Here is a 17,153-nt window from a genome sequence, read left to right on the forward strand (position 1 = left end):
TTAGGCTTTGCTCACCTGGCCGGCCACCAGACGCCCCTGATGGAAGGTGGCGCTGCGCGCCGGCAGGCGGGCGACCGCCTCGGCGGAACAGCTGGCGTTGACCAGCACGAACTCGGCGGCGTCGCCGGCTTTTGGCCAGGCGCGCTGGCCCTTACCGTCCAGCGGCAACACGCCGCCGGTGGAGATGGCCATGGCGCGCGACAGGTGATACTCGTCGGAGCCACGGTACAGCTGGGCGTACAGGTTGGCCTTCTCCAGGATGTCGCCGGTGCCGAACGGCGACCAGTGGTCGATCACGCTGTCGGTGCCGGTCATCACGAACACCCCTTTCTCGCTGAGCTGCGGCAGCGGCATCATCAGGCCGCCGATCGGCACCGTGGAGGCGATGGTGATCTGCTGCGCCGCCAGCCGGGTGGCGGTTTCCGCCAGTTCGCCCGGCGTCAGCGTGGTCAGGGCGAAAGCGTGGCTGATGGTGACCTTGCCGCGCAGCGCCGGGTTTTGCTCCACGGTGGCGATCATGTAGTTGATGGCGGCGACCCCGGCCGGGCTGGTCTCATGCAGGTGGATATCCACGCCTTTGCCGGTATCGAGGGCGATCTGGAACATGGCGTCCAGCGATTTCTCCTTCGCGCCGTCGACGTTGGTCGGATCCAGCCCGCCGACGTACTGCACGCCCATCTGCATCGCTTCGCGCATCAGCGCATCGACTTTGGAGTGCAACAGCCCGTGCTGCGGGAAGGCGACGATTTCACAGCTGAAGTCCGCCCGGTGGTTTTCCAGCGCGCGCTGCAGGTGTTCCAGGCTTTTCAGGCCGCTGACCGGATCGATATTGCAGTGGCTGCGCGCCACGGTGCTGCCCTTGGACTGCAGCAGGGCGATCAGGTTTTCCGCCCGCTGCTGCGAGGTGGGCAGCAGTTTCGGGATCAGCGTCTGCTCCAGTGCGATCATGTCCATGATGGTCTTGCCCTGGCGCGGGCGCGGCGCCTGCCACGGGCCGCTGTAGAAGGTTTTGTCCAGGTGGATGTGCATGTCGCGAAACGCCGGCAGCAGCAGCTGGCCCTGCGCCTTATAGCGGGGCACGTCGGCGGGCAACGCGGCGTTGGCGGCGTGAATGGCGGCGATCTTGCCGTCTTTGATCTCCAGCGTGTACAGCGCAGTGCGGGTGCCGATCACCGTTTCGCCGTCGTATTCAAAGCCGTCTTCCAGCCGCACCTCGCTCAGGCAGTAGTGGCGATCGGTCAGGGTCATCGGTGCCGGTGCGCACTGCCCGTCGCCCGGTGACGCGGCCTGCGCCATGCCGCCCGTCAGGCCGATCACCGCGCAGGCGGTGGTAAGTTTGCCGGTTTGGCTGAGGAAGGCTCTGCGGCCCGGTTGTTGAGGGTTTTCCACGTTCGGTTCCTTAATCCAGAGGTGAGGGGTGAAAACATCCCCCAATTTAGGAGAGGAACCGGCCGGTTGGCAGTGACATTTGCCACTGGTGACTATTCGATTTGGTAATGATCGGCGTCTGCTGGTGGGATGGTTCTCCTGGCTTGCTCTTTCGCAGCTTTAATGGCTACATTTGTAGTCATTAAAGCTACATTGAGGCCAGCGTGATGCACGATCCGATGCTCGAATTACTGTTCAGCGAATACCGTAGAAAAGTGCTAAGCCTGCTGTTTATTGAAGCCGGGCAGGCGTTTCATGTGCGAGAAATTGCGCGGCGCACCGCAACTCAGGCCGGGACTTTACATAAAGAGTTGAGCAGGCTGGCTGAAGGCGGCATCTTGCTCAGGCAGCGGCAGGGCAGCCAAATTTGCTATCAGGCTAACGCCGATTGCCTGATTTTTCCCGAGTTGGCGGCGATTTTCCGCAAGGCTTGCGGGCCGGCTGCGCGCTTACGGCAGGCACTGACTGGATTTGGGGAAGACATCGAACGGGCTTTCATCTTTGGTTCCGTCGCCAGTGGCAAAGCGACGGCGGCCAGTGATATTGATGTTCTGATCGTCGGTAAACTGTCTTTTGCGGAGGTGATTCAGGCGGTTTATCCGCTGCAGGAAACGCTGGGTCGGGAAATTAACCCCAAACTGTACTCGCCGGAAGAGTGGCGAGCGGCTTTGGCCGAGAACTCCGCGTTTATTCAGGACATTATGGATAAACCCCAGCTCTGGATTGCGGGAGACAAGGATGACGCTGGACAATCTGGTCGGGCTGGGACTGGAGGGGATAACGCCTGACGCGGGGGCGATTAAAAAATTGCTGGCCGCCGCCGCTCGCAACCGACGCGATGCGGGTATCACTCAGCTCAGCAACGAGAGCCGTTTCGACACGGCATATAAGGCGGTCATGCAAATGGCTAATGCCGCTTTACAAGCCAAAGGATACCGCACGCTGACCAGCAAGCCCGGCCATCACCAGATCATGATCCAATCGTTGTCGCTCACCGTAGGGCTGCCGCGTGGGGAAATGATCTGCCTGGACGCATTGCGAAAGCAGCGCAACGTGGCGGATTACTCCGGCGACTTGGTGACGGACGCGGCGGTACAGGCTTGCCTTGAGCAGACAGAGGCGCTGTGGGGGCGGCTTATCGACTGGCTGCAACGTGAATATCCGCAGATAGTGGCGTAAGCGGCCTCACTTCAACCCGCAAAACACCGCCAGCCGCTGGGCCAGCGACAGCGTGGCGGCGGGGGCGCCGTCGCGGTAGTAGAGCGCCAGTTCGAAGTTGTCTATCGGCGGCAATCCTTCGGCTTCGCCCAGCACCCGATGCGTCGGCAGACGGCAGCCGGCCGGCAACAGGGTGACGCCCAGCCCGGCGGCGGAAGCGGCGGTCAGCGCCGCCAGGCTGGCGCTGCTGTAGCCGATGCGCCAGCGTTTGCCGAGGTTGTCCAGCGCCTGGCACAGCTCGTCGCGGTACAGGCCGCTGAGCGGAAATACCGCCAGCGGCACCGGCGATTGCTCGATGGCCGGGAAGGCCAGGCTGTCCAACCACAGCAGCGGTTCCGGCCGTGCGGCGCGCGGCGGTTGCCGGCGGCGCTGCTTCACCAGGATCAGATCCAGCTCTTCACGCGCGTAGGCGCTGTGCAGATCGGCGCTCAGGCCGCTGGCGACGTCCAATCGCAGGTGTGGGTGCTCGCGGCTGAAGTCGGCCAGCAGCTCGGTGGTGGGCACGGCGAAATCCTCCGGCATGCCGATCCGCAGCACGCCGTCGCGCCAGATGCCGGTCAGCGCGTCGTGGGCCTCTTCATTCAGCGCGATGATGCGGCGCGCGTAGCTCAACAGCTTGACGCCTTCTTCGGTCAGCAGCACCTGATGCGAGGAGCGCTCAAACAGCGGTTTGCCCAGCATCTCTTCCAGCCGGCGCACCTGCTGGCTAACGGTGGACTGCGACAAAAACACCCGCTCTGCGGCGCGGGTGAAGCTGTTGCTGTCGCATACGGCGACGAAGCTGAGCAGCAGCTGCGGATTGAACATCGGGTAGCGATTCATTTTCCCACTGTTGGCTATTTTATTATTTAATTTCCCAATACTAGCGGCGTTGCCTACAGTAACGCAACGCTGCGGCGATCGCGCTGTGACGCCGCACTCTTCATTTTGCAGTACCAGGAATATACCGTGTTAAATCATTCTGTTAATTCACCTTCTTCGCGCCGCTGGTTCAACCCTCTGCTGCTGGCGCTGGTGTTGATCGGCCTGAACATGCGGCCGCTGTTGACCTCGATTGGCCCGTTGCTGCCGACGCTGCGCCAGGCTACCGGGCTGAGCTTTGGCGGCGCGGCGCTGCTGACCACGCTGCCGGTGCTGATGATGGGCCTGATGGCGTTGGCGGGTGGCGCCATCAACCGGCTGTTCAGCGAACGCAGCGCCGTGGCGTTGAGCCTATTGGCGATCGGACTGGGCGCGCTCTGGCGCGAGCTGGCCCCCGGCAGCGTGCAGCTGCTGATGAGCGCGGTGCTGGGCGGGCTCGGCATCGGGGTGATCCAGGCGGTGATGCCCGGCATCATCAAGCATCATTTCCTCAACAGCATGGCGCTGGTGGCCGGGCTGTGGTCGGCGGCGCTGATGGGCGGCGGCGGGCTGGGCGCGGCGATCACCCCGTGGTTGATGAGCATAGGGCACGACTGGCACAGCGCGCTGGCCTGGTGGGCGTTACCGGCGCTGGTGGCGCTGCTGGCCTGGTGGCCGGTCAGTCGCGGGCTGTCGCGCCTGGGCGCGGCGGGAGAAAACCGTGGGCCAAGCCTGCTGCGCAACCGGCGCGCCTGGCTTCTCGGCGCCTATTTCGGCCTGATCAACGGCGGCTATACCAGCCTGATCGCCTGGCTGCCACCGTATTACATGCAGCTCGGCTGGCAGCCGCAGGCCAGCGGTTCGCTGCTGGCGCTGATGACCTTCGGCCAGGTGGTGGGCGCGCTGCTGTTGCCGGCGCTGGCGCGCAATCATGACCGGCGGCCGTTGCTGCTGCTGGCGCTGATGATGCAACTGATCGGCTTTATCGGCCTGATTTACCTGCCGCAGACGCTGCCGTGGCTGTGGGTGTTGGTTTCTGGGCTGGGGCTGGGCGGCGCGTTCCCGCTGTGCCTGGTGCTGGCGCTCGATCACCTGCACCAGCCGGCGGCGGCCGGGCGGCTGGTGGCCTTTATGCAGGGCGTCGGCTTCCTGCTGGCGGGCGTGACACCCTATCTCTCCGGCCTGCTGCGCGACTACAGCGGTGGCTTCGTGCTGGACTGGCAGATCCACGCGCTGCTGGTGGTGGTGCTGATCGCCATCACCTGGCGCTTCCACCCGCACAGCTACCGGCGGGCGTTCGCCGAATAATATTTCTGTCATTGCCGCTCCCTATAGTGACGTTGCTTTTACTTCTGGGCGATAACAACGAAAAGGGACAATGACATGCACAACACCAAAACCCGGCTGGCGCTGCTGGTCGGCTGCATGGCGCTGAGCGCCAACCTGTGGGCCGAGGCGCAGCCGGTACCGGCGACGCTGGCGGGGCATGCGCTGCTGCCGGTGAAATCCACCGTTTCCACACCGAAGGACGCGCCGAGCGATCTGCAGCTGAGCGGTAAGTACACCAGTGGCAAACGCGTCACCGAGCTGGGCAGCGTGGCGGGCAAATCCGCCGATCGCCTGACCGGCCTCGGCCTGCCGATCGAAGGCCAGCCGCTGCAGGGCCACTCAGGCATCAAACACATGCCCGACGGCACCTACTGGGTGCTGACCGACAACGGCTTCGGCAGCAAGGCCAACTCGCCGGACGCCATGCTGTATCTCAACCACTACAAGATCGATTTCAAAGACGGCACGGTCGCGCCGCTGAAGACGGTTTTCCTGCACGATCCGGATAAAAAGGTGCCGTTCCACATCATCAACGAGAGCACCGAGCAGCGTTATCTGACCGGCAGCGATTTCGATCCGGAAAGCTTCCAGTTTGCCGACGATGCCTTGTGGATCGGTGAAGAATTCGGGCCTTACCTGATCAAGGCCGACCTGAACGGCAAAGTGCTGGCGGTGTTCGACACCCTGGTGGACGGCAAGGTGGTGAAATCGCCGGACAACCCGACGCTGACCCTGCCGGGCGCGCCGGACGGCAAGCAGAACTTCCAGGTGGCGCGCTCCAAAGGCTTTGAAGGCATGGCCGCCTCGCCGGACGGCAGCAAGCTGTACCCGCTGCTGGAAGGGGCGCTGTGGGACGGCGAGCAGTTCGAGAACGTCGGCGGCAAACGCTACCTGCGGGTGCTGGAGTTTGATGTGAAACAGCAGGCCTGGACCGGCCGCAGCTGGCAGTACGTGCTGGAAGACAACCAGAATGCCATCGGCGACTTCAATATGATCGACGCCACCCACGGGCTGGTGATCGAGCGCGACAACGGCGAAGGCACGCCGGATAAAGCCTGCGCCGCAGGCGCGCCGACCGACAACTGCTTCAGCCAGGTGGCCAAGTTCAAGCGGGTGTATAAAATCGCCTTCTCGGACGCCAACGTCGGCAAACCGGTCGACAAACTGGCCTATATCGACCTGATGAACATCCAGGATCCGAACAAGCTGGCGCGCAAGCCGCTGAACGACGGCGTGCTGACCTTCCCGTTCTTCACCATCGAGAACGTGGACGTGGTGGACGCCAACCACATCATCGTCGGTAACGACAACAACTTCCCGTTCTCCTCCAGCCGCCAACCCAATATGGCGGATGACAACGAGTTCATCCTGCTGGACGTGAAGGATTTCCTGAAGTAGTTCTCCTTGGCCGCCGAATCGCCGGCGGCCGCACGATTTCCCGCTTAGCGCAGCGAACAAACTGCGCTATAATCAGCGCCTTGCTTCCTCTCTTCTCCAAGGAAGATCCTCGTCCCCGGTGGGGCGGCCGGACTTCAAATCCGGTTGGGGCCGCCAGCGGTCCTGGGCAGGTTCGACTCCTGTGATCTTCCGCCAATCCCTGACCATTTTCCTATGCTGAACGATACGGCTATCTTTAATGCAATGAGCAAGCTCGGCTGTACGCGTCATCCGGAGGTCAACATGCGAAGTCTGGAAGATCAACTTGCCGCTTATGCCGCCTATCACCGCGATGCGCGCAATATCGCCACGCATTTCATCGGCATTCCGCTGATCGTCGTCAGCCTGCTGGCGCTGCTTTCCCGGCCGGCGTGGGGCGCAGGATGGCTGCCGTTTTCGCCGGCCTGCGCGGTGGTTATCGTCGCGGCCCTCTATTACCTGCGGCTGAGCCTGCGCCTTGGCGTCATGATGCTGGCGTTGCTGCTGCTGTGCCTCGGGATCGGCGCCTGGGTGGCGTCGCTGTCGACGGCGGCGTGGCTGAGCATCGGCATCGGCGGTTTCGTCATCGGCTGGCTGTTTCAGTTTGTCGGGCATTTCTGGGAGGGGCGAAAACCGGCGTTTATGGACGACGTGACGGGCCTTATCATCGGCCCGCTGTTCGTGCTGGCGGAAGCCTGCTTCCTGGCCGGCGGGCTGCGCGAACTGCAGCGGAACATCGAGCTGCGCTCGGGCAAAGTGCGCAATGCAAAGCGCTAAACGAGGCGATTCCGATAGTCAGATGAAGAGCCTCTTTCAAAGAAAGAGGCTGAATGGGTTCAGATTAGGCGTGTTGGATCAATTTCCAGGTGACGCCTTTACCGCCATAGGGAGGCATGATATTGCCTTTGGCGATTGGCGCTGTGGTTGAGGGTTTGCCAACCACTTCCCAGACACCGCTTTCCGGGCATTTCTGTCCTGTTGAGGCGGTAGTACCAATAGGTGACTTAGACATACGATCTTTCCTTAATCAAAGCGGCGCCACCATAGCGCCGGGCATAAAGATATTTACATGTTCGCTTATATATTCAACCCATAGGGGAGAATATGGAAGATAGGCATATTTTCTCTTTCTTATTTGGGTTCTTTGACTTTTTTATTTACGTTTTTAATTTTTAAATATCAACTTATTTATCATTTTAATCTATGAATTGTAATTATTTTTGAATTTAATTGTTTTGGAAATTATCTGTAAAATGCTTTAAATTTCATTATGTTAATTTGTTTTTGTGTATTCTGCTATCAATGGTGTTTATTTGGCTTATATAATTCATTTCAGAATTATATAAGAATTGATTTTGTTGGTTACATTCATTGCGTGTATATAAGTGAGTTGGTAGGGCAAGGGTTTTCCATGCTATCGCCGATAACGCATAATCAGTAAGGAATATCGTTGGTTTTTCATTGGATTTATCCGGGCATGGTATGCGGAGGTTAAATACCCCAAGTGCAGAGTGATTCCCCTCGGCGCTTATCCTTCAGACGCATTAACGCCATTCTCCGCACGCATCGCCGCGATCGCGGTAAAGCAACCTTGATGCCCAATGCCGATCTCACCTCCTCACTTTTAACAAATTTGCAAAAGTCTTTTAGCCTCCCGCCTGCTTATCTTTGGTGTGATCAATGTCATACTTTCGGCATCTTAACTGTTCCCGCGCTTCGGCAGCGGTAAACCGGAGTTGTTGCATGAAAGTGAATTATCCCTTGTTAGCGCTGGCGGTGGGGGCGTTTGGCATCGGCACTACCGAATTCTCCCCCATGGGCTTGCTGCCGACCATCGCCAAAGGGGTGGACGTCTCCATTCCGATGGCCGGCATGTTGATCAGCGCCTACGCCGTCGGCGTGATGGTCGGCGCGCCGCTGATGACGCTGCTGCTGTCGCACCGGGCGCGCAGAAGCGCGCTGATTTTCCTGATGGCGATCTTTACCCTGGGCAACGTGCTGTCGGCTATCGCGCCGGATTACACCACCCTGATGCTGTCGCGCATCATCACCAGCCTGAACCACGGCGCTTTCTTTGGTCTCGGTTCAGTGGTGGCCGCCAGCGTGGTGCCGAAAGAGAAACAGGCCAGCGCCGTGGCGACCATGTTTATGGGCCTGACCATCGCCAATATCGGCGGGGTGCCCGCCGCGACCTGGCTGGGTGAAACCATCGGCTGGCGCATGTCGTTCCTGGCGACGGCCGGGCTGGGCGTGATCGCCATGCTGGGGCTGTGGTTCTCGTTGCCGAAAGGCAGCGTCGGGGCGCGCCCTGACGTCAAGCGCGAGCTGTCGGTGCTGGTGCGGCCGCAGGTGCTGACCGCGCTGCTGACCACCGTGCTGGGGGCGGGCGCGATGTTCACGCTCTATACCTACATCTCGCCGGTATTGCAGCACATCACCGAGGCGACGCCGCTGTTCGTGACGGTGATGCTGGTGTTGATCGGCGTCGGTTTCTCCATCGGCAACTACCTCGGCGGCAAGTTCGCCGACCGTTCCGAGAGCGCGACGCTGAAGGGCTTCCTGCTGCTGTTGGTGGCCATCATGCTGCTGATCCCGCTGCTGGCGCGCAGTGACATCGGCGCGGCGGTGAGCATGGTGATTTGGGGCGCGGCGACCTTTGCCGTGGTGCCGCCGCTGCAGATGCGCGTGATGCGCGTGGCCAGCGAAGCGCCGGGGCTGTCGTCTTCGGTCAACATCGGCGCTTTCAACCTGGGCAACGCGCTGGGCGCCGCCGCCGGTGGCGCGGTGGTCTCCGCCGGTTTGGGCTACAGCTTCGTGCCGGTGATGGGGGCGATTATCGCCGGATTGGCACTGCTGCTGGTGTTGTTCACCAGCCGCGCCGCCGCAAAAGTCGTTTACGCCAACGGCTAAATACGCAGATGCGGCGGGCCTGCTCGCCGCACCTACTCAAAGCCGAGCAGGCTGAACGCATCGTCTTGCGGGGCGTAACCCAGCAGGCGACGGGTCTCTTCCAGCGATAAACGCGTGTAGCGGTTATTGGAAACCCCATGCACCACCGCATATTGCACCCCTTCGACGCGAATGCAGCGCTCCAGCAGATCGGCGGCGTCGCGATGGCTGAGGAACGCGCTCATGTCGCGAGCGCTGAGCCGATCGCCCGGGCTGAGGGTGGTGAAGTTGGCGATGCGCACCGACAGGGCGGAAAGCCCTTCCTGATGGGCGAAGTAGGCGGCGATGCCTTCGCCGAAGGCTTTGCTGGCGCCGTACAGGTTCTTCGGCTTCGGCGCGTCGTCCGGGCGGATTTGGTAATCGAGCGGATAGCCTTCCACCGCCTGCGCGCTGCTGGCGAACACCACCCGGCGGCAGCCGGCGTCTTTCGCCGCGCGGAAGATATTGAAGGTGCCGAGAATGTTGTTGTCCATCAACGAACCGCAGAAGTCGGCATCGGGGGAGGGATCGGCCGCCAGATGCAACACGGTGTCGATATTGGCGCAGGCCGCGCGGCAGGCATCGAGATCGGCGATGTTGAAGCTGATGACTTCGTCGCCCGGCTGCCGATCGCTCAGCAGGCTGATGTCTCGTTCCGCCAACCGTAGCGCGTAGCGATCGCCCATCGCCAGACGAAACGCCGTGGCTACCCGGCCGCCGGCGCCGGTGATCAGAATCCGTCCCAACTCAGTCCGCAACGTCATGGTCGCTGTCATCCCTACAATCGATTACGCGTTGACCAGTAATAATCGCCCACGTGACTTTTGTCCAGTCGTTTTAATTAGTCTCTCTGATGTTTCTGTCACCATCATCAATTGCGCACGGTGATTTTTACGCGGGTGAATATCGTGGGATGTTAACGATGCGCAATCAGGTTTGGCGATCTATTTACCTTATGGATTGCGGGTTGTGACGAAAAAACGACGACTGGCAGTGGATGAGCGAGCGCTTTGCTTTCGCTTGATAGTGAATTATTAGGTTAGTTAATCTTATGTTTTTGGGCGAAGAGGAGCGGTACTCCGCCACCCCTTTCCATTCTATCGCCTGCGCGATATATCACCGTGGCGCTGAAGCCGATAGAGGGCGGCAGGCCTTATTTGCTACCTCGGGACGGTTTTGCCCACCCGATCACAGTTCGGCAATTTGCCGGCGCAAAGGCTTGCGCCGGCAAAATCCGCGGTGTTAACGTCATAACTCAACCGATTTAGGGTTGTTACTGCTACGGCAGGCAAAACCTAAACCTCGCGTTTCTGTTCCCCGATGGGGCAGAGGCCGCGAGGTTTAGGTTTTTTTTTGCGCCGAATTCCGCCTCAGCGCCAGGCCAGTGCGGGGGGGAGCGGCAGAACGCGAAGTCTAAGGATAACCGTATGAAATATGACACATTAGCCAGTGAGATTTTGGCCGGCGTCGGTGGCCGCGACAATGTGAAAAGCCTGGTGCACTGCGCCACCCGCCTGCGTTTCAAGCTGCGCGATGACACTCGCGCCAACGCGGCAGCGCTGAAGAAAAATCCTGGCGTCATCATGGTGGTAGAGAGCGGCGGCCAGTTCCAGGTGGTGGTGGGCAACCACGTGGCGGAGGTGTTCGACGCGGTCAACCGGGTTGGCGGATTGGCCGACGGCGCGCCGAGCGACGACGCGGGCGGCAAAAAAGACAACCTGCTCAGCCGCTTTATCGATCTGGTGTCCGGCATTTTCACCCCGTTGCTCGGGGTGATGGCCGCTTCGGGGATCCTGAAAGGCTTCCTGGCGCTGTGCCTGGCCTGCGGCTGGCTGCTGGAGAGCGGCGGCACCTTCAAAATGCTGTTCGCCGCCAGCGATTCGCTGTTCTACTTCTTCCCGATCATGCTCGGCTACACCGCCGGGAAAAAATTCGGCGGCAACCCGTTTGTCACCATGGCGATCGGCGGCGCGTTGACGCATCCGCTGATGATGGCGGCGTTCGAAGCGGCGCAGCAGCCGGGGGCGGTGCGCGAGTATTTCTTCGGCATTCCGCTCACCTTCATCAATTACAGCTCGTCGGTGATCCCGATCATCTTCGCGGCCTGGGTATCTTGCCGCCTGGAGCCGCTGTTTAACCGGGTGATCCACAGCGCGCTGCGCAATTTCATCACGCCGCTGCTGTGCCTGGCGATCACCGTGCCGTTGACCTTCCTGCTGATCGGCCCGGCGGCGACCTGGCTCAGCCACCTGCTGGCCAACGGCTATCAGAGCATTTACGCCTTTAACCCGATCGTTGCCGGCGCCTTTATGGGGGCGATGTGGCAGGTGTGCGTGATCTTCGGCCTGCATTGGGGACTGGTGCCGTTGATGATCAATAACCTGAGCGTGCTGGGGCGCGACACCATGGTGCCGCTGCTGTTGCCGGCGGTGATGGGGCAGGTCGGCGCCACGCTGGGCGTGATGCTGCGCACCCGCGACGCCAAACTGCGGGCGCTGTCCGCTTCTGCCATCGGCGCCGGGATTTTCGGCATCACCGAGCCGGCGGTGTACGGCGTCACGCTGCCGAACAAACGCCCGTTCATCTTCGGCTGCATCGGCGGCGCGCTGGGCGGTGCGGTGATCGGCTACTTCCAGACCTCGGTCTACTCGTTCGGCCTGGTGAGCGTATTCACCTTCGCGCAGATCATCCCCGGCGGCGGCATCGACGCCACGGTATGGGGCGCGATCGGCGGCACCCTGTTGTCGTTCGTGTTCGCTGCGCTGGCCAGCTATCTGTTCGGCGTCGCGCCGGCGGAAGACGCGGCGCAGCCTGAAGCCGCCGCCCCGCTTAACCGCAAACAGGCCATCCTCAGCCCGATCGCCGGCGACATCGTGCCGCTGGATCAGGTGAACGACGCGACCTTCGCCAGCGGCCTGCTGGGGAAAGGGGTGGCGATCGCGCCGCAGCAGGGGCGCGTGGTGGCGCCAGTGAGCGGCAGCGTGGCGTCGCTGTTCAAGACCAAACACGCCATCGGTATCGAATCGGACGACGGCGCGGAGATCCTTATCCACGTCGGCATTGATACCGTGAAGCTGGACGGGGCGCATTTCACCGCCCACGTGCGGGAAGGCGAGCGGGTCGCCCCTGGCGATCTGCTGATCGAGTTCGACCAGGCGGCGATCCATGCCGCCGGCTATGACACCACCACGCCGATCATCATCAGCAACAGCGATGACTACGTGGACGTGTTGACCAGCGGCCTGTCTCCGGTGCAGGAACAGGCGCCGCTGCTGACTTTATTACGTTAATTGAGGAGCAAGCGATGAACGGCAAGTTTCCGCAACATTTTCTGTGGGGCGGCGCGGTAGCGGCGAACCAGGTAGAAGGCGCGTATCAGGCCGACGGCAAGGGGCTGTCGACCTCCGATCTGCAGCCGCAGGGCATCTTCGGCGCCATCACGCCGCGCACGGCGGGCGACAGCGGCATCAAGGACGTGGCGATCGATTTCTATCATCGTTATCCGGAGGATATCGCGCTGTTCGCCGAAATGGGTTTCAAGTGCCTGCGCACCTCGATCGCCTGGACGCGCATTTTCCCGCAGGGCGACGAAGAGACGCCGAACGAAGCCGGGCTGGCGTTCTACGATCGGCTGTTCGACGAGATGGCGAAGTACGGCATTCAGCCGCTGATCACGCTGTCGCACTATGAGATGCCTTACGGCCTGGTGAAGCACTACGGCGGCTGGGGCGATCGGCGCACCATCGATTTCTTCGAACGCTATGCGCGCACCGTGTTCGAACGCTACAAGCACAAGGTCAAACACTGGCTGACCTTTAACGAGATCAACATGTCGCTGCACGCGCCTTTCACCGGCGTCGGCCTGCCGCAGGAGAGCGACAAGAGCGCCATCTATCAGGCGATCCATCATCAGCTGGTGGCCAGCGCCAAAGCGGTGAAGGCCTGCCACGAGATCGTGCCGGAGGGCAAAATCGGCAACATGCTGCTGGGCGGCATTCTGTATCCGCTGAGCTGCAAGCCGGAAGATCTGCTGGAAACCCAGCGGCAAAACCGCGACTGGCTGTTCTTCGGCGACGTGCAGGCGCGCGGCTATTACCCGGCCTATATGCAGCGCTTCTTCCGTGAAAACGGCATTCAGGTGGCGATCACCGAGGAAGATCGGCAAACGCTGCGCGAAACCATCGACTTCATCTCGTTCAGCTACTACATGAGCGGCTGCGTCACCGCCGATCCGGAGCAGTACGAGACGGCGCGCGGCAACATTCTCGATATGGTGCCGAACCCGCATCTGGCCAGCTCGGAGTGGGGGTGGCAAATCGACCCGATCGGGCTGCGCTACCTGCTCAACGTGCTGTACGACCGCTATCAGAAGCCGCTGTTCATCGTCGAGAACGGGCTGGGCGCCAAAGACCGCGTCGAAGCCGACGGCAGCATCCACGACGACTACCGCATCAACTACCTCAATGACCATCTGGTGCAGGTGGCGGAAGCGATCGACGACGGCGTCGAGGTGATGGGCTACACCAGCTGGGGGCCGATCGATCTGGTCAGCGCCTCGAAGGCCGAAATGTCGAAGCGCTACGGCTTCATTCACGTCGACAGGGACGATGCCGGCAACGGCAGCCTCGCGCGCAGCCGCAAGAAGAGTTTCTTCTGGTATCGCGATGTGATCCACAGCAACGGCGCCAGCCTGAAAGACCGACGCTAACCTCTAAGCCCGGCGGCAAGCGCCGGGCATTAACCTAACGTTATTCGCTGCTGTTCATGATGGGAAATTCTCTCCCAGGGAATGCTGTTGCCCGCAGTCAGCCGTTATGCGGAGAAATATAATAATGATGAAAAGCTTATTACCTCGTTCCATAACCCTGGCGGCGCTGGCGCTGCTCTGTAGCCAGGCGCAGGCGGAAACGCTGCAAACCGGCAAGGACGTCGAAGCCCCCACCGCCAAGTGGGAAGGGGTGGCGCTCGGCTTTGAACCGCCGCAGCCCGGGCTGTTGGGGGATATGCTGGGGATCAGGCCGATCCTGGAGGATCACGGTTTCCACTATAACCTCGGCTACCTCAGCCAGCTGTCGTATAACGCTGGCGGCGGTTACAACCACGATAAACAGGCGTCGTACATCGACCAATTCTCGCTGACCTTCAGCCAGGATTTGCAGGCGCTGACCGGCATTCCGGACGCGGCGATCGAAGGCAATATCGTCAACCGCAACCATGACAACAACCTGACCCGCGATCGCTTGCAGGATCCGCGCGTCGGCCTGACCGATCTGTCGCAGGAGAGCTTTGGCGGGCAGTCGATTACCCGCCTGGGCTGGCTGACCTTCAGCCGGTCCTTCCTCGATCGCCGGCTGCAGTGGCGCATCGGCATGATGAACAAGGTGCAGGATTTCGATCAGATCATCCCCTGCGATTTTCAGACGCTGACGCTGTGCGGCGGCAAGTCTGCCAACTCGTTGACCTGGTACAACTGGAACGTGCATTACTGGGGCACCACGCTGCAATACAATCTGACCGACGGCCTGACGCTCAAGGGCGGCGTGATGGAGCAGAACCCGAGCGCCCCCAGCCGCAGCCACGCCTGGAGTTGGTCCACTAAGGGCAGCAAAGGCTTCCTGTTGCCGATGGAGCTGGAGCTGAAAACCCACGCCGTCAACCAGCTGCCGGGGGTGTATAACCTGGGCGTGCTGTTCACCAACGCGCGCCAGAGCGATCTTTATGAAGGGGTGTCCGGCGGGCCGGGCGCCAGCGATCCGCAGGGCTATCGCAGCCACGATCGCACCTGGTTCCTGTATACCGGTTTCAATCAGCAGGTGACGCGCCATGCGGACGACATAAACCGCGGTCTGAGCGTGTTTTACAGCCTGGGGCTGGGGGATCAGCGCAGCAACTACCTGCACTGGTCTACCTCGACCGGCATTCGCTATCGCGGGCTGTTCGATGCGCGGCCGGACGACTGGCTGGGGCTGGGCGTCTCGGTGGTGAAGCTGAGCGACCGCTATAAAGATAATCAGCGTTATCTCAACCAAATCAACGGCGTCAGCGATTATCACGATCCGAGCTACCGGCCGGTGCCGGGCCACTCGGTGACGGCGGAGCTCTATTATCGCGTGAACGTCACGCCGTGGTTGCAGCTGCAGCCGGGCCTGCAGTACTGGCATCACCCGGCGGGCGTCAGCGAGACGCAGGACGCCTGGGTGACGGCGTTGAAAACGGTGGTGACCTTCTGATCAGGCCGCGTCGCTCTCGCGGTAGCGCCGGCGGGCGTGTTCGAACCAGCTGGCGGGCACGTTGTGCGGCGGCTGCTGCAAGCGGAGCAGCCCTTGCTCAACGATATGGCTGGCCTGGCGCCACAGCGTCGGGTCGCCTTCGGTCAGCACCTCCAGCAGACGCTGTTTCTCGATCAGGTAGGTCTGAGCGAAGTGGCTGTCATAGTCCAGCAGCGAGCGGGTGTTGTCGATCAGATCCGCCAGCTTGATGGTTTTGGCCTGCGGCGATGCGCCGGCGCTGTGGCGCCGATCGCGGTTTTTGCGCTCGAAGCGGTTGCCGTCCTCGGCGCGGCTGACGTTGGTTAGCATCCGCACCAGCTCCGCCACCTTCGGCCCGAAGTGGCTTTCGATATCGCCGAGGGTAGTGGGCGTGTCTTCCACCGTGTCATGCAGCCAGGCGGCCGCCAGCATCTCTTCGGTGTGCGGCACGCTGCGCACCAGTTCCATCACCGCCTGTGGGTGGACGATGTACGGATCGTCGGTGTATTTGCGGCGCTGATCGATGGCCGCATGCGCCTTGGTGGCGTAGCGGCGCGCGCGTTCTACAAGCGTGTTCGTCATTTCCTTTCCCTCCAGCATCCTCTGCATAAAAAAAAGGTAGCATACCTCACAAGAAATAGCTTGCGATTACATCGTGCGCTATCTATATTCAGACACATGAAAAGCACCGATACCGAACAACCCCACGCGAAGAATCTGCTGCAGCTCGATCAGCAGCTCTGTTTCGCGCTGTACTCCGCCAACCTGGCGCTGCACAAAGTTTATCGCAAGCTGTTGAATCAGCTCGAACTCACCTACCCGCAATACCTGGTGATGATGGTGCTGTGGGAGCGCGATCGGGTGACGGTATCGGATATCGGCGAGCGGCTGTTCCTCGATTCCGCCACGCTGACGCCGCTGCTGAAGCGGTTGGAAACCGCCGGTTTGCTGGTGCGTTATCGCGCCACCGCCGACGAGCGGCAGGTGATCATTGCACTTACCGAAGCCGGGCGCGCGCTGCGCGAGCGGGCGCAATCGGTGCCCGAGGCGGTGATGTGCGCCACCGACTGCAGCCTGGACGAGATCGTCTCGCTCAAACAGCAGCTGGAAAAGCTGCGCGGCAGCCTGATCGATCAGATTTGACCCGCCGCCGCCGGACGCAAGAACGGCAGGGGTGGTCTACACTGGTTAATAAGTGTCAAAAATAAGTAGTGCGCGATTTAATCGCAAAAGATAAATATGTGACCGGCTTTACCTCGTGGAAGCCGTAGTCATCTCGCCAACCAGCAAGAAGGAATGAACGATGTCTATTGAGAAAGTGGTTTACCGCGCTCACGCCACCGCAACCGGCGGCCGCGACGGCCGTGCGACCTCCTCCGACGGCGTGTTGGACGTGAAACTGGGCGTGCCGAAAGAGATGGGCGGCGCCGGCGGCGAAGTCACCAACCCCGAGCAGCTGTTCGCCGCCGGCTACTCGGCCTGCTTCCTCGGCGCGCTGAAGTTTGTCGCGGCGAAAGAAAAGGTTAAAATCCCGGCCGAAGCGAAAATCGACGGTACCGTCGGCATCGGTGAAATCCCGAACGGTTTCGGCATCGAAGTGCAGCTGGATATCTCGCTGCCGGGCATCGAGCGCAGCGTGGCGGAGGATTTGGTGAAAAAGGCGCACGTGGTGTGCCCATACTCCAACGCCACCCGCGGAAATATCGATGTGACTCTGAACGTTAAGTAAGATTTTTATCCTTATCG

The 17,153-nt window shown here is 61.1% G+C and carries 16 protein-coding genes and 1 tRNA gene; 12 read left to right on the forward strand and 5 right to left on the reverse strand.

Annotated features, from left to right (window positions below):
• Positions 1-1,389 carry an amidohydrolase family protein gene (locus ACJ8PI_RS18930; RefSeq protein WP_164134560.1) on the reverse strand — a complete coding sequence of 463 codons (1,389 nt, stop codon included), beginning with the start codon at positions 1,387-1,389 and terminating at the stop codon, positions 1-3.
• A gap of 206 nt (positions 1,390-1,595) precedes the next feature.
• Here ACJ8PI_RS18930 and ACJ8PI_RS18935 point away from each other — a divergent pair, with 206 nt between their 5' ends.
• Both ACJ8PI_RS18935 and ACJ8PI_RS18940 read left to right on the forward strand, forming a co-directional pair.
• Positions 1,596-2,216, forward strand: a complete 621-nt coding sequence (locus tag ACJ8PI_RS18935; RefSeq protein ID WP_164134584.1) for a nucleotidyltransferase domain-containing protein — start codon at positions 1,596-1,598, stop codon at positions 2,214-2,216.
• Positions 2,167-2,607, forward strand: a complete 441-nt coding sequence (locus ACJ8PI_RS18940) for a DNA-binding protein (protein ID WP_164134561.1) — start codon at positions 2,167-2,169, stop codon at positions 2,605-2,607. The genes ACJ8PI_RS18935 and ACJ8PI_RS18940 overlap by 50 nt, the downstream gene beginning before the upstream one ends.
• 6 nt (positions 2,608-2,613) lie before the next feature.
• Here ACJ8PI_RS18940 and ACJ8PI_RS18945 read toward each other — a convergent pair whose 3' ends face one another.
• Positions 2,614-3,468 carry a LysR family transcriptional regulator gene (locus ACJ8PI_RS18945; protein ID WP_033649519.1) on the reverse strand — a complete coding sequence of 285 codons (855 nt, stop codon included), beginning with the start codon at positions 3,466-3,468 and terminating at the stop codon, positions 2,614-2,616.
• A gap of 126 nt (positions 3,469-3,594) precedes the next feature.
• Between ACJ8PI_RS18945 and ACJ8PI_RS18950 the strand changes: the two genes are divergently transcribed.
• From ACJ8PI_RS18950 to ACJ8PI_RS18965, 4 genes are all read left to right on the forward strand, one after another.
• Positions 3,595-4,794 (forward strand): cyanate transporter, encoded by a 1,200-nt coding sequence (locus tag ACJ8PI_RS18950; RefSeq protein WP_072008410.1) that lies wholly within the window; start codon positions 3,595-3,597, stop codon positions 4,792-4,794.
• 75 nt (positions 4,795-4,869) lie between these two features.
• Positions 4,870-6,213, forward strand: a complete 1,344-nt coding sequence (locus ACJ8PI_RS18955) for an esterase-like activity of phytase family protein (RefSeq protein WP_164134563.1) — start codon at positions 4,870-4,872, stop codon at positions 6,211-6,213.
• A 100-nt stretch (positions 6,214-6,313) separates the two neighbouring features.
• Positions 6,314-6,408, forward strand: a tRNA-Sec gene (locus ACJ8PI_RS18960).
• An 87-nt stretch (positions 6,409-6,495) separates the two neighbouring features.
• On the forward strand, positions 6,496-7,008 hold the full coding sequence (locus ACJ8PI_RS18965; protein WP_060453004.1) for an Mpo1 family 2-hydroxy fatty acid dioxygenase: 513 nt from the start codon (positions 6,496-6,498) through the stop codon (positions 7,006-7,008).
• Between the two features lie 64 nt (positions 7,009-7,072).
• Here ACJ8PI_RS18965 and ACJ8PI_RS18970 read toward each other — a convergent pair whose 3' ends face one another.
• Positions 7,073-7,243 (reverse strand): hypothetical protein, encoded by a 171-nt coding sequence (locus ACJ8PI_RS18970; RefSeq protein ID WP_162846235.1) that lies wholly within the window; start codon positions 7,241-7,243, stop codon positions 7,073-7,075.
• A 731-nt stretch (positions 7,244-7,974) separates the two neighbouring features.
• On the opposite strand from ACJ8PI_RS18970, the gene ACJ8PI_RS18975 reads away from it, so the two are divergent.
• Positions 7,975-9,141, forward strand: coding sequence for an MFS transporter (locus ACJ8PI_RS18975; protein ID WP_060431192.1), 1,167 nt, complete (start codon positions 7,975-7,977; stop codon positions 9,139-9,141).
• Between the two features lie 32 nt (positions 9,142-9,173).
• Here the strand turns inward: ACJ8PI_RS18975 and ACJ8PI_RS18980 are convergent, their stop codons facing one another.
• Complete coding sequence (locus ACJ8PI_RS18980; RefSeq protein WP_164134564.1) at positions 9,174-9,923, reverse strand: NAD-dependent epimerase/dehydratase family protein; 750 nt, start codon at positions 9,921-9,923, stop codon at positions 9,174-9,176.
• A gap of 663 nt (positions 9,924-10,586) precedes the next feature.
• Between ACJ8PI_RS18980 and bglF the strand changes: the two genes are divergently transcribed.
• The 3 genes from bglF to ACJ8PI_RS18995 all read left to right on the forward strand — a co-directional run bounded on the left by bglF (position 10,587) and on the right by ACJ8PI_RS18995 (position 15,389).
• Entirely contained in the window at positions 10,587-12,449 is a 1,863-nt protein-coding gene (gene bglF / locus ACJ8PI_RS18985) for a PTS beta-glucoside transporter subunit IIABC (protein WP_164134565.1), read from the forward strand.
• 14 nt (positions 12,450-12,463) lie between these two features.
• A complete protein-coding gene (locus tag ACJ8PI_RS18990; protein WP_033650003.1) occupies positions 12,464-13,867 on the forward strand; it encodes a glycoside hydrolase family 1 protein in 1,404 nt (467 codons plus the stop codon).
• 127 nt (positions 13,868-13,994) lie between these two features.
• A complete protein-coding gene (locus ACJ8PI_RS18995) occupies positions 13,995-15,389 on the forward strand; it encodes a carbohydrate porin (protein ID WP_164134585.1) in 1,395 nt (464 codons plus the stop codon).
• Here ACJ8PI_RS18995 and ACJ8PI_RS19000 read toward each other — a convergent pair whose 3' ends face one another.
• Positions 15,390-15,989: an HD domain-containing protein gene (locus ACJ8PI_RS19000; RefSeq protein WP_033636604.1), complete on the reverse strand. Its 600-nt coding sequence runs from the start codon at positions 15,987-15,989 to the stop codon at positions 15,390-15,392. It abuts the gene before it with no gap.
• Positions 15,990-16,085: 96 nt separating this feature from the next.
• Between ACJ8PI_RS19000 and ACJ8PI_RS19005 the strand changes: the two genes are divergently transcribed.
• Both ACJ8PI_RS19005 and ACJ8PI_RS19010 read left to right on the forward strand, forming a co-directional pair.
• The gene (locus ACJ8PI_RS19005) at positions 16,086-16,550 is read left to right on the forward strand and encodes a MarR family winged helix-turn-helix transcriptional regulator (RefSeq protein WP_033650004.1); all 465 of its coding nucleotides are present in this window, start codon (positions 16,086-16,088) and stop codon (positions 16,548-16,550) included.
• 160 nt (positions 16,551-16,710) lie between these two features.
• On the forward strand, positions 16,711-17,136 hold the full coding sequence (locus ACJ8PI_RS19010; RefSeq protein WP_004934114.1) for an organic hydroperoxide resistance protein: 426 nt from the start codon (positions 16,711-16,713) through the stop codon (positions 17,134-17,136).
• Positions 17,137-17,153 lie beyond the last annotated feature (17 nt).

It is taken from the genome of Serratia sp. CY82433 (genome assembly GCF_052166535.1).
In the GTDB taxonomy this organism is placed as follows: Bacteria; Pseudomonadota; Gammaproteobacteria; order Enterobacterales; family Enterobacteriaceae; genus Serratia; species Serratia sarumanii.

Excerpts from the sequence above, each read along its gene's own strand:
- ACJ8PI_RS18935 (WP_164134584.1), top strand. The coding sequence starts at position 1,596 with ATGCACGATCCGATGCTCGAATTACTGTTCAGCGAATACCGTAGAAAA.
- ACJ8PI_RS18940 (WP_164134561.1), top strand. The coding sequence starts at position 2,167 with ATGACGCTGGACAATCTGGTCGGGCTGGGACTGGAGGGGATAACGCCT.
- ACJ8PI_RS18945 (WP_033649519.1), bottom strand. The coding sequence starts at position 3,468 with ATGAATCGCTACCCGATGTTCAATCCGCAGCTGCTGCTCAGCTTCGTC.
- ACJ8PI_RS18955 (WP_164134563.1), top strand. The coding sequence starts at position 4,870 with ATGCACAACACCAAAACCCGGCTGGCGCTGCTGGTCGGCTGCATGGCG.
- ACJ8PI_RS18965 (WP_060453004.1), top strand. The coding sequence starts at position 6,496 with ATGCGAAGTCTGGAAGATCAACTTGCCGCTTATGCCGCCTATCACCGC.
- ACJ8PI_RS18970 (WP_162846235.1), bottom strand. The coding sequence starts at position 7,243 with ATGTCTAAGTCACCTATTGGTACTACCGCCTCAACAGGACAGAAATGC.
- ACJ8PI_RS18975 (WP_060431192.1), top strand. The coding sequence starts at position 7,975 with ATGAAAGTGAATTATCCCTTGTTAGCGCTGGCGGTGGGGGCGTTTGGC.
- ACJ8PI_RS18980 (WP_164134564.1), bottom strand. The coding sequence starts at position 9,923 with ATGACGTTGCGGACTGAGTTGGGACGGATTCTGATCACCGGCGCCGGC.
- bglF (WP_164134565.1), top strand. The coding sequence starts at position 10,587 with ATGAAATATGACACATTAGCCAGTGAGATTTTGGCCGGCGTCGGTGGC.
- ACJ8PI_RS18990 (WP_033650003.1), top strand. The coding sequence starts at position 12,464 with ATGAACGGCAAGTTTCCGCAACATTTTCTGTGGGGCGGCGCGGTAGCG.
- ACJ8PI_RS18995 (WP_164134585.1), top strand. The coding sequence starts at position 13,995 with ATGAAAAGCTTATTACCTCGTTCCATAACCCTGGCGGCGCTGGCGCTG.
- ACJ8PI_RS19000 (WP_033636604.1), bottom strand. The coding sequence starts at position 15,989 with ATGACGAACACGCTTGTAGAACGCGCGCGCCGCTACGCCACCAAGGCG.
- ACJ8PI_RS19005 (WP_033650004.1), top strand. The coding sequence starts at position 16,086 with ATGAAAAGCACCGATACCGAACAACCCCACGCGAAGAATCTGCTGCAG.
- ACJ8PI_RS19010 (WP_004934114.1), top strand. The coding sequence starts at position 16,711 with ATGTCTATTGAGAAAGTGGTTTACCGCGCTCACGCCACCGCAACCGGC.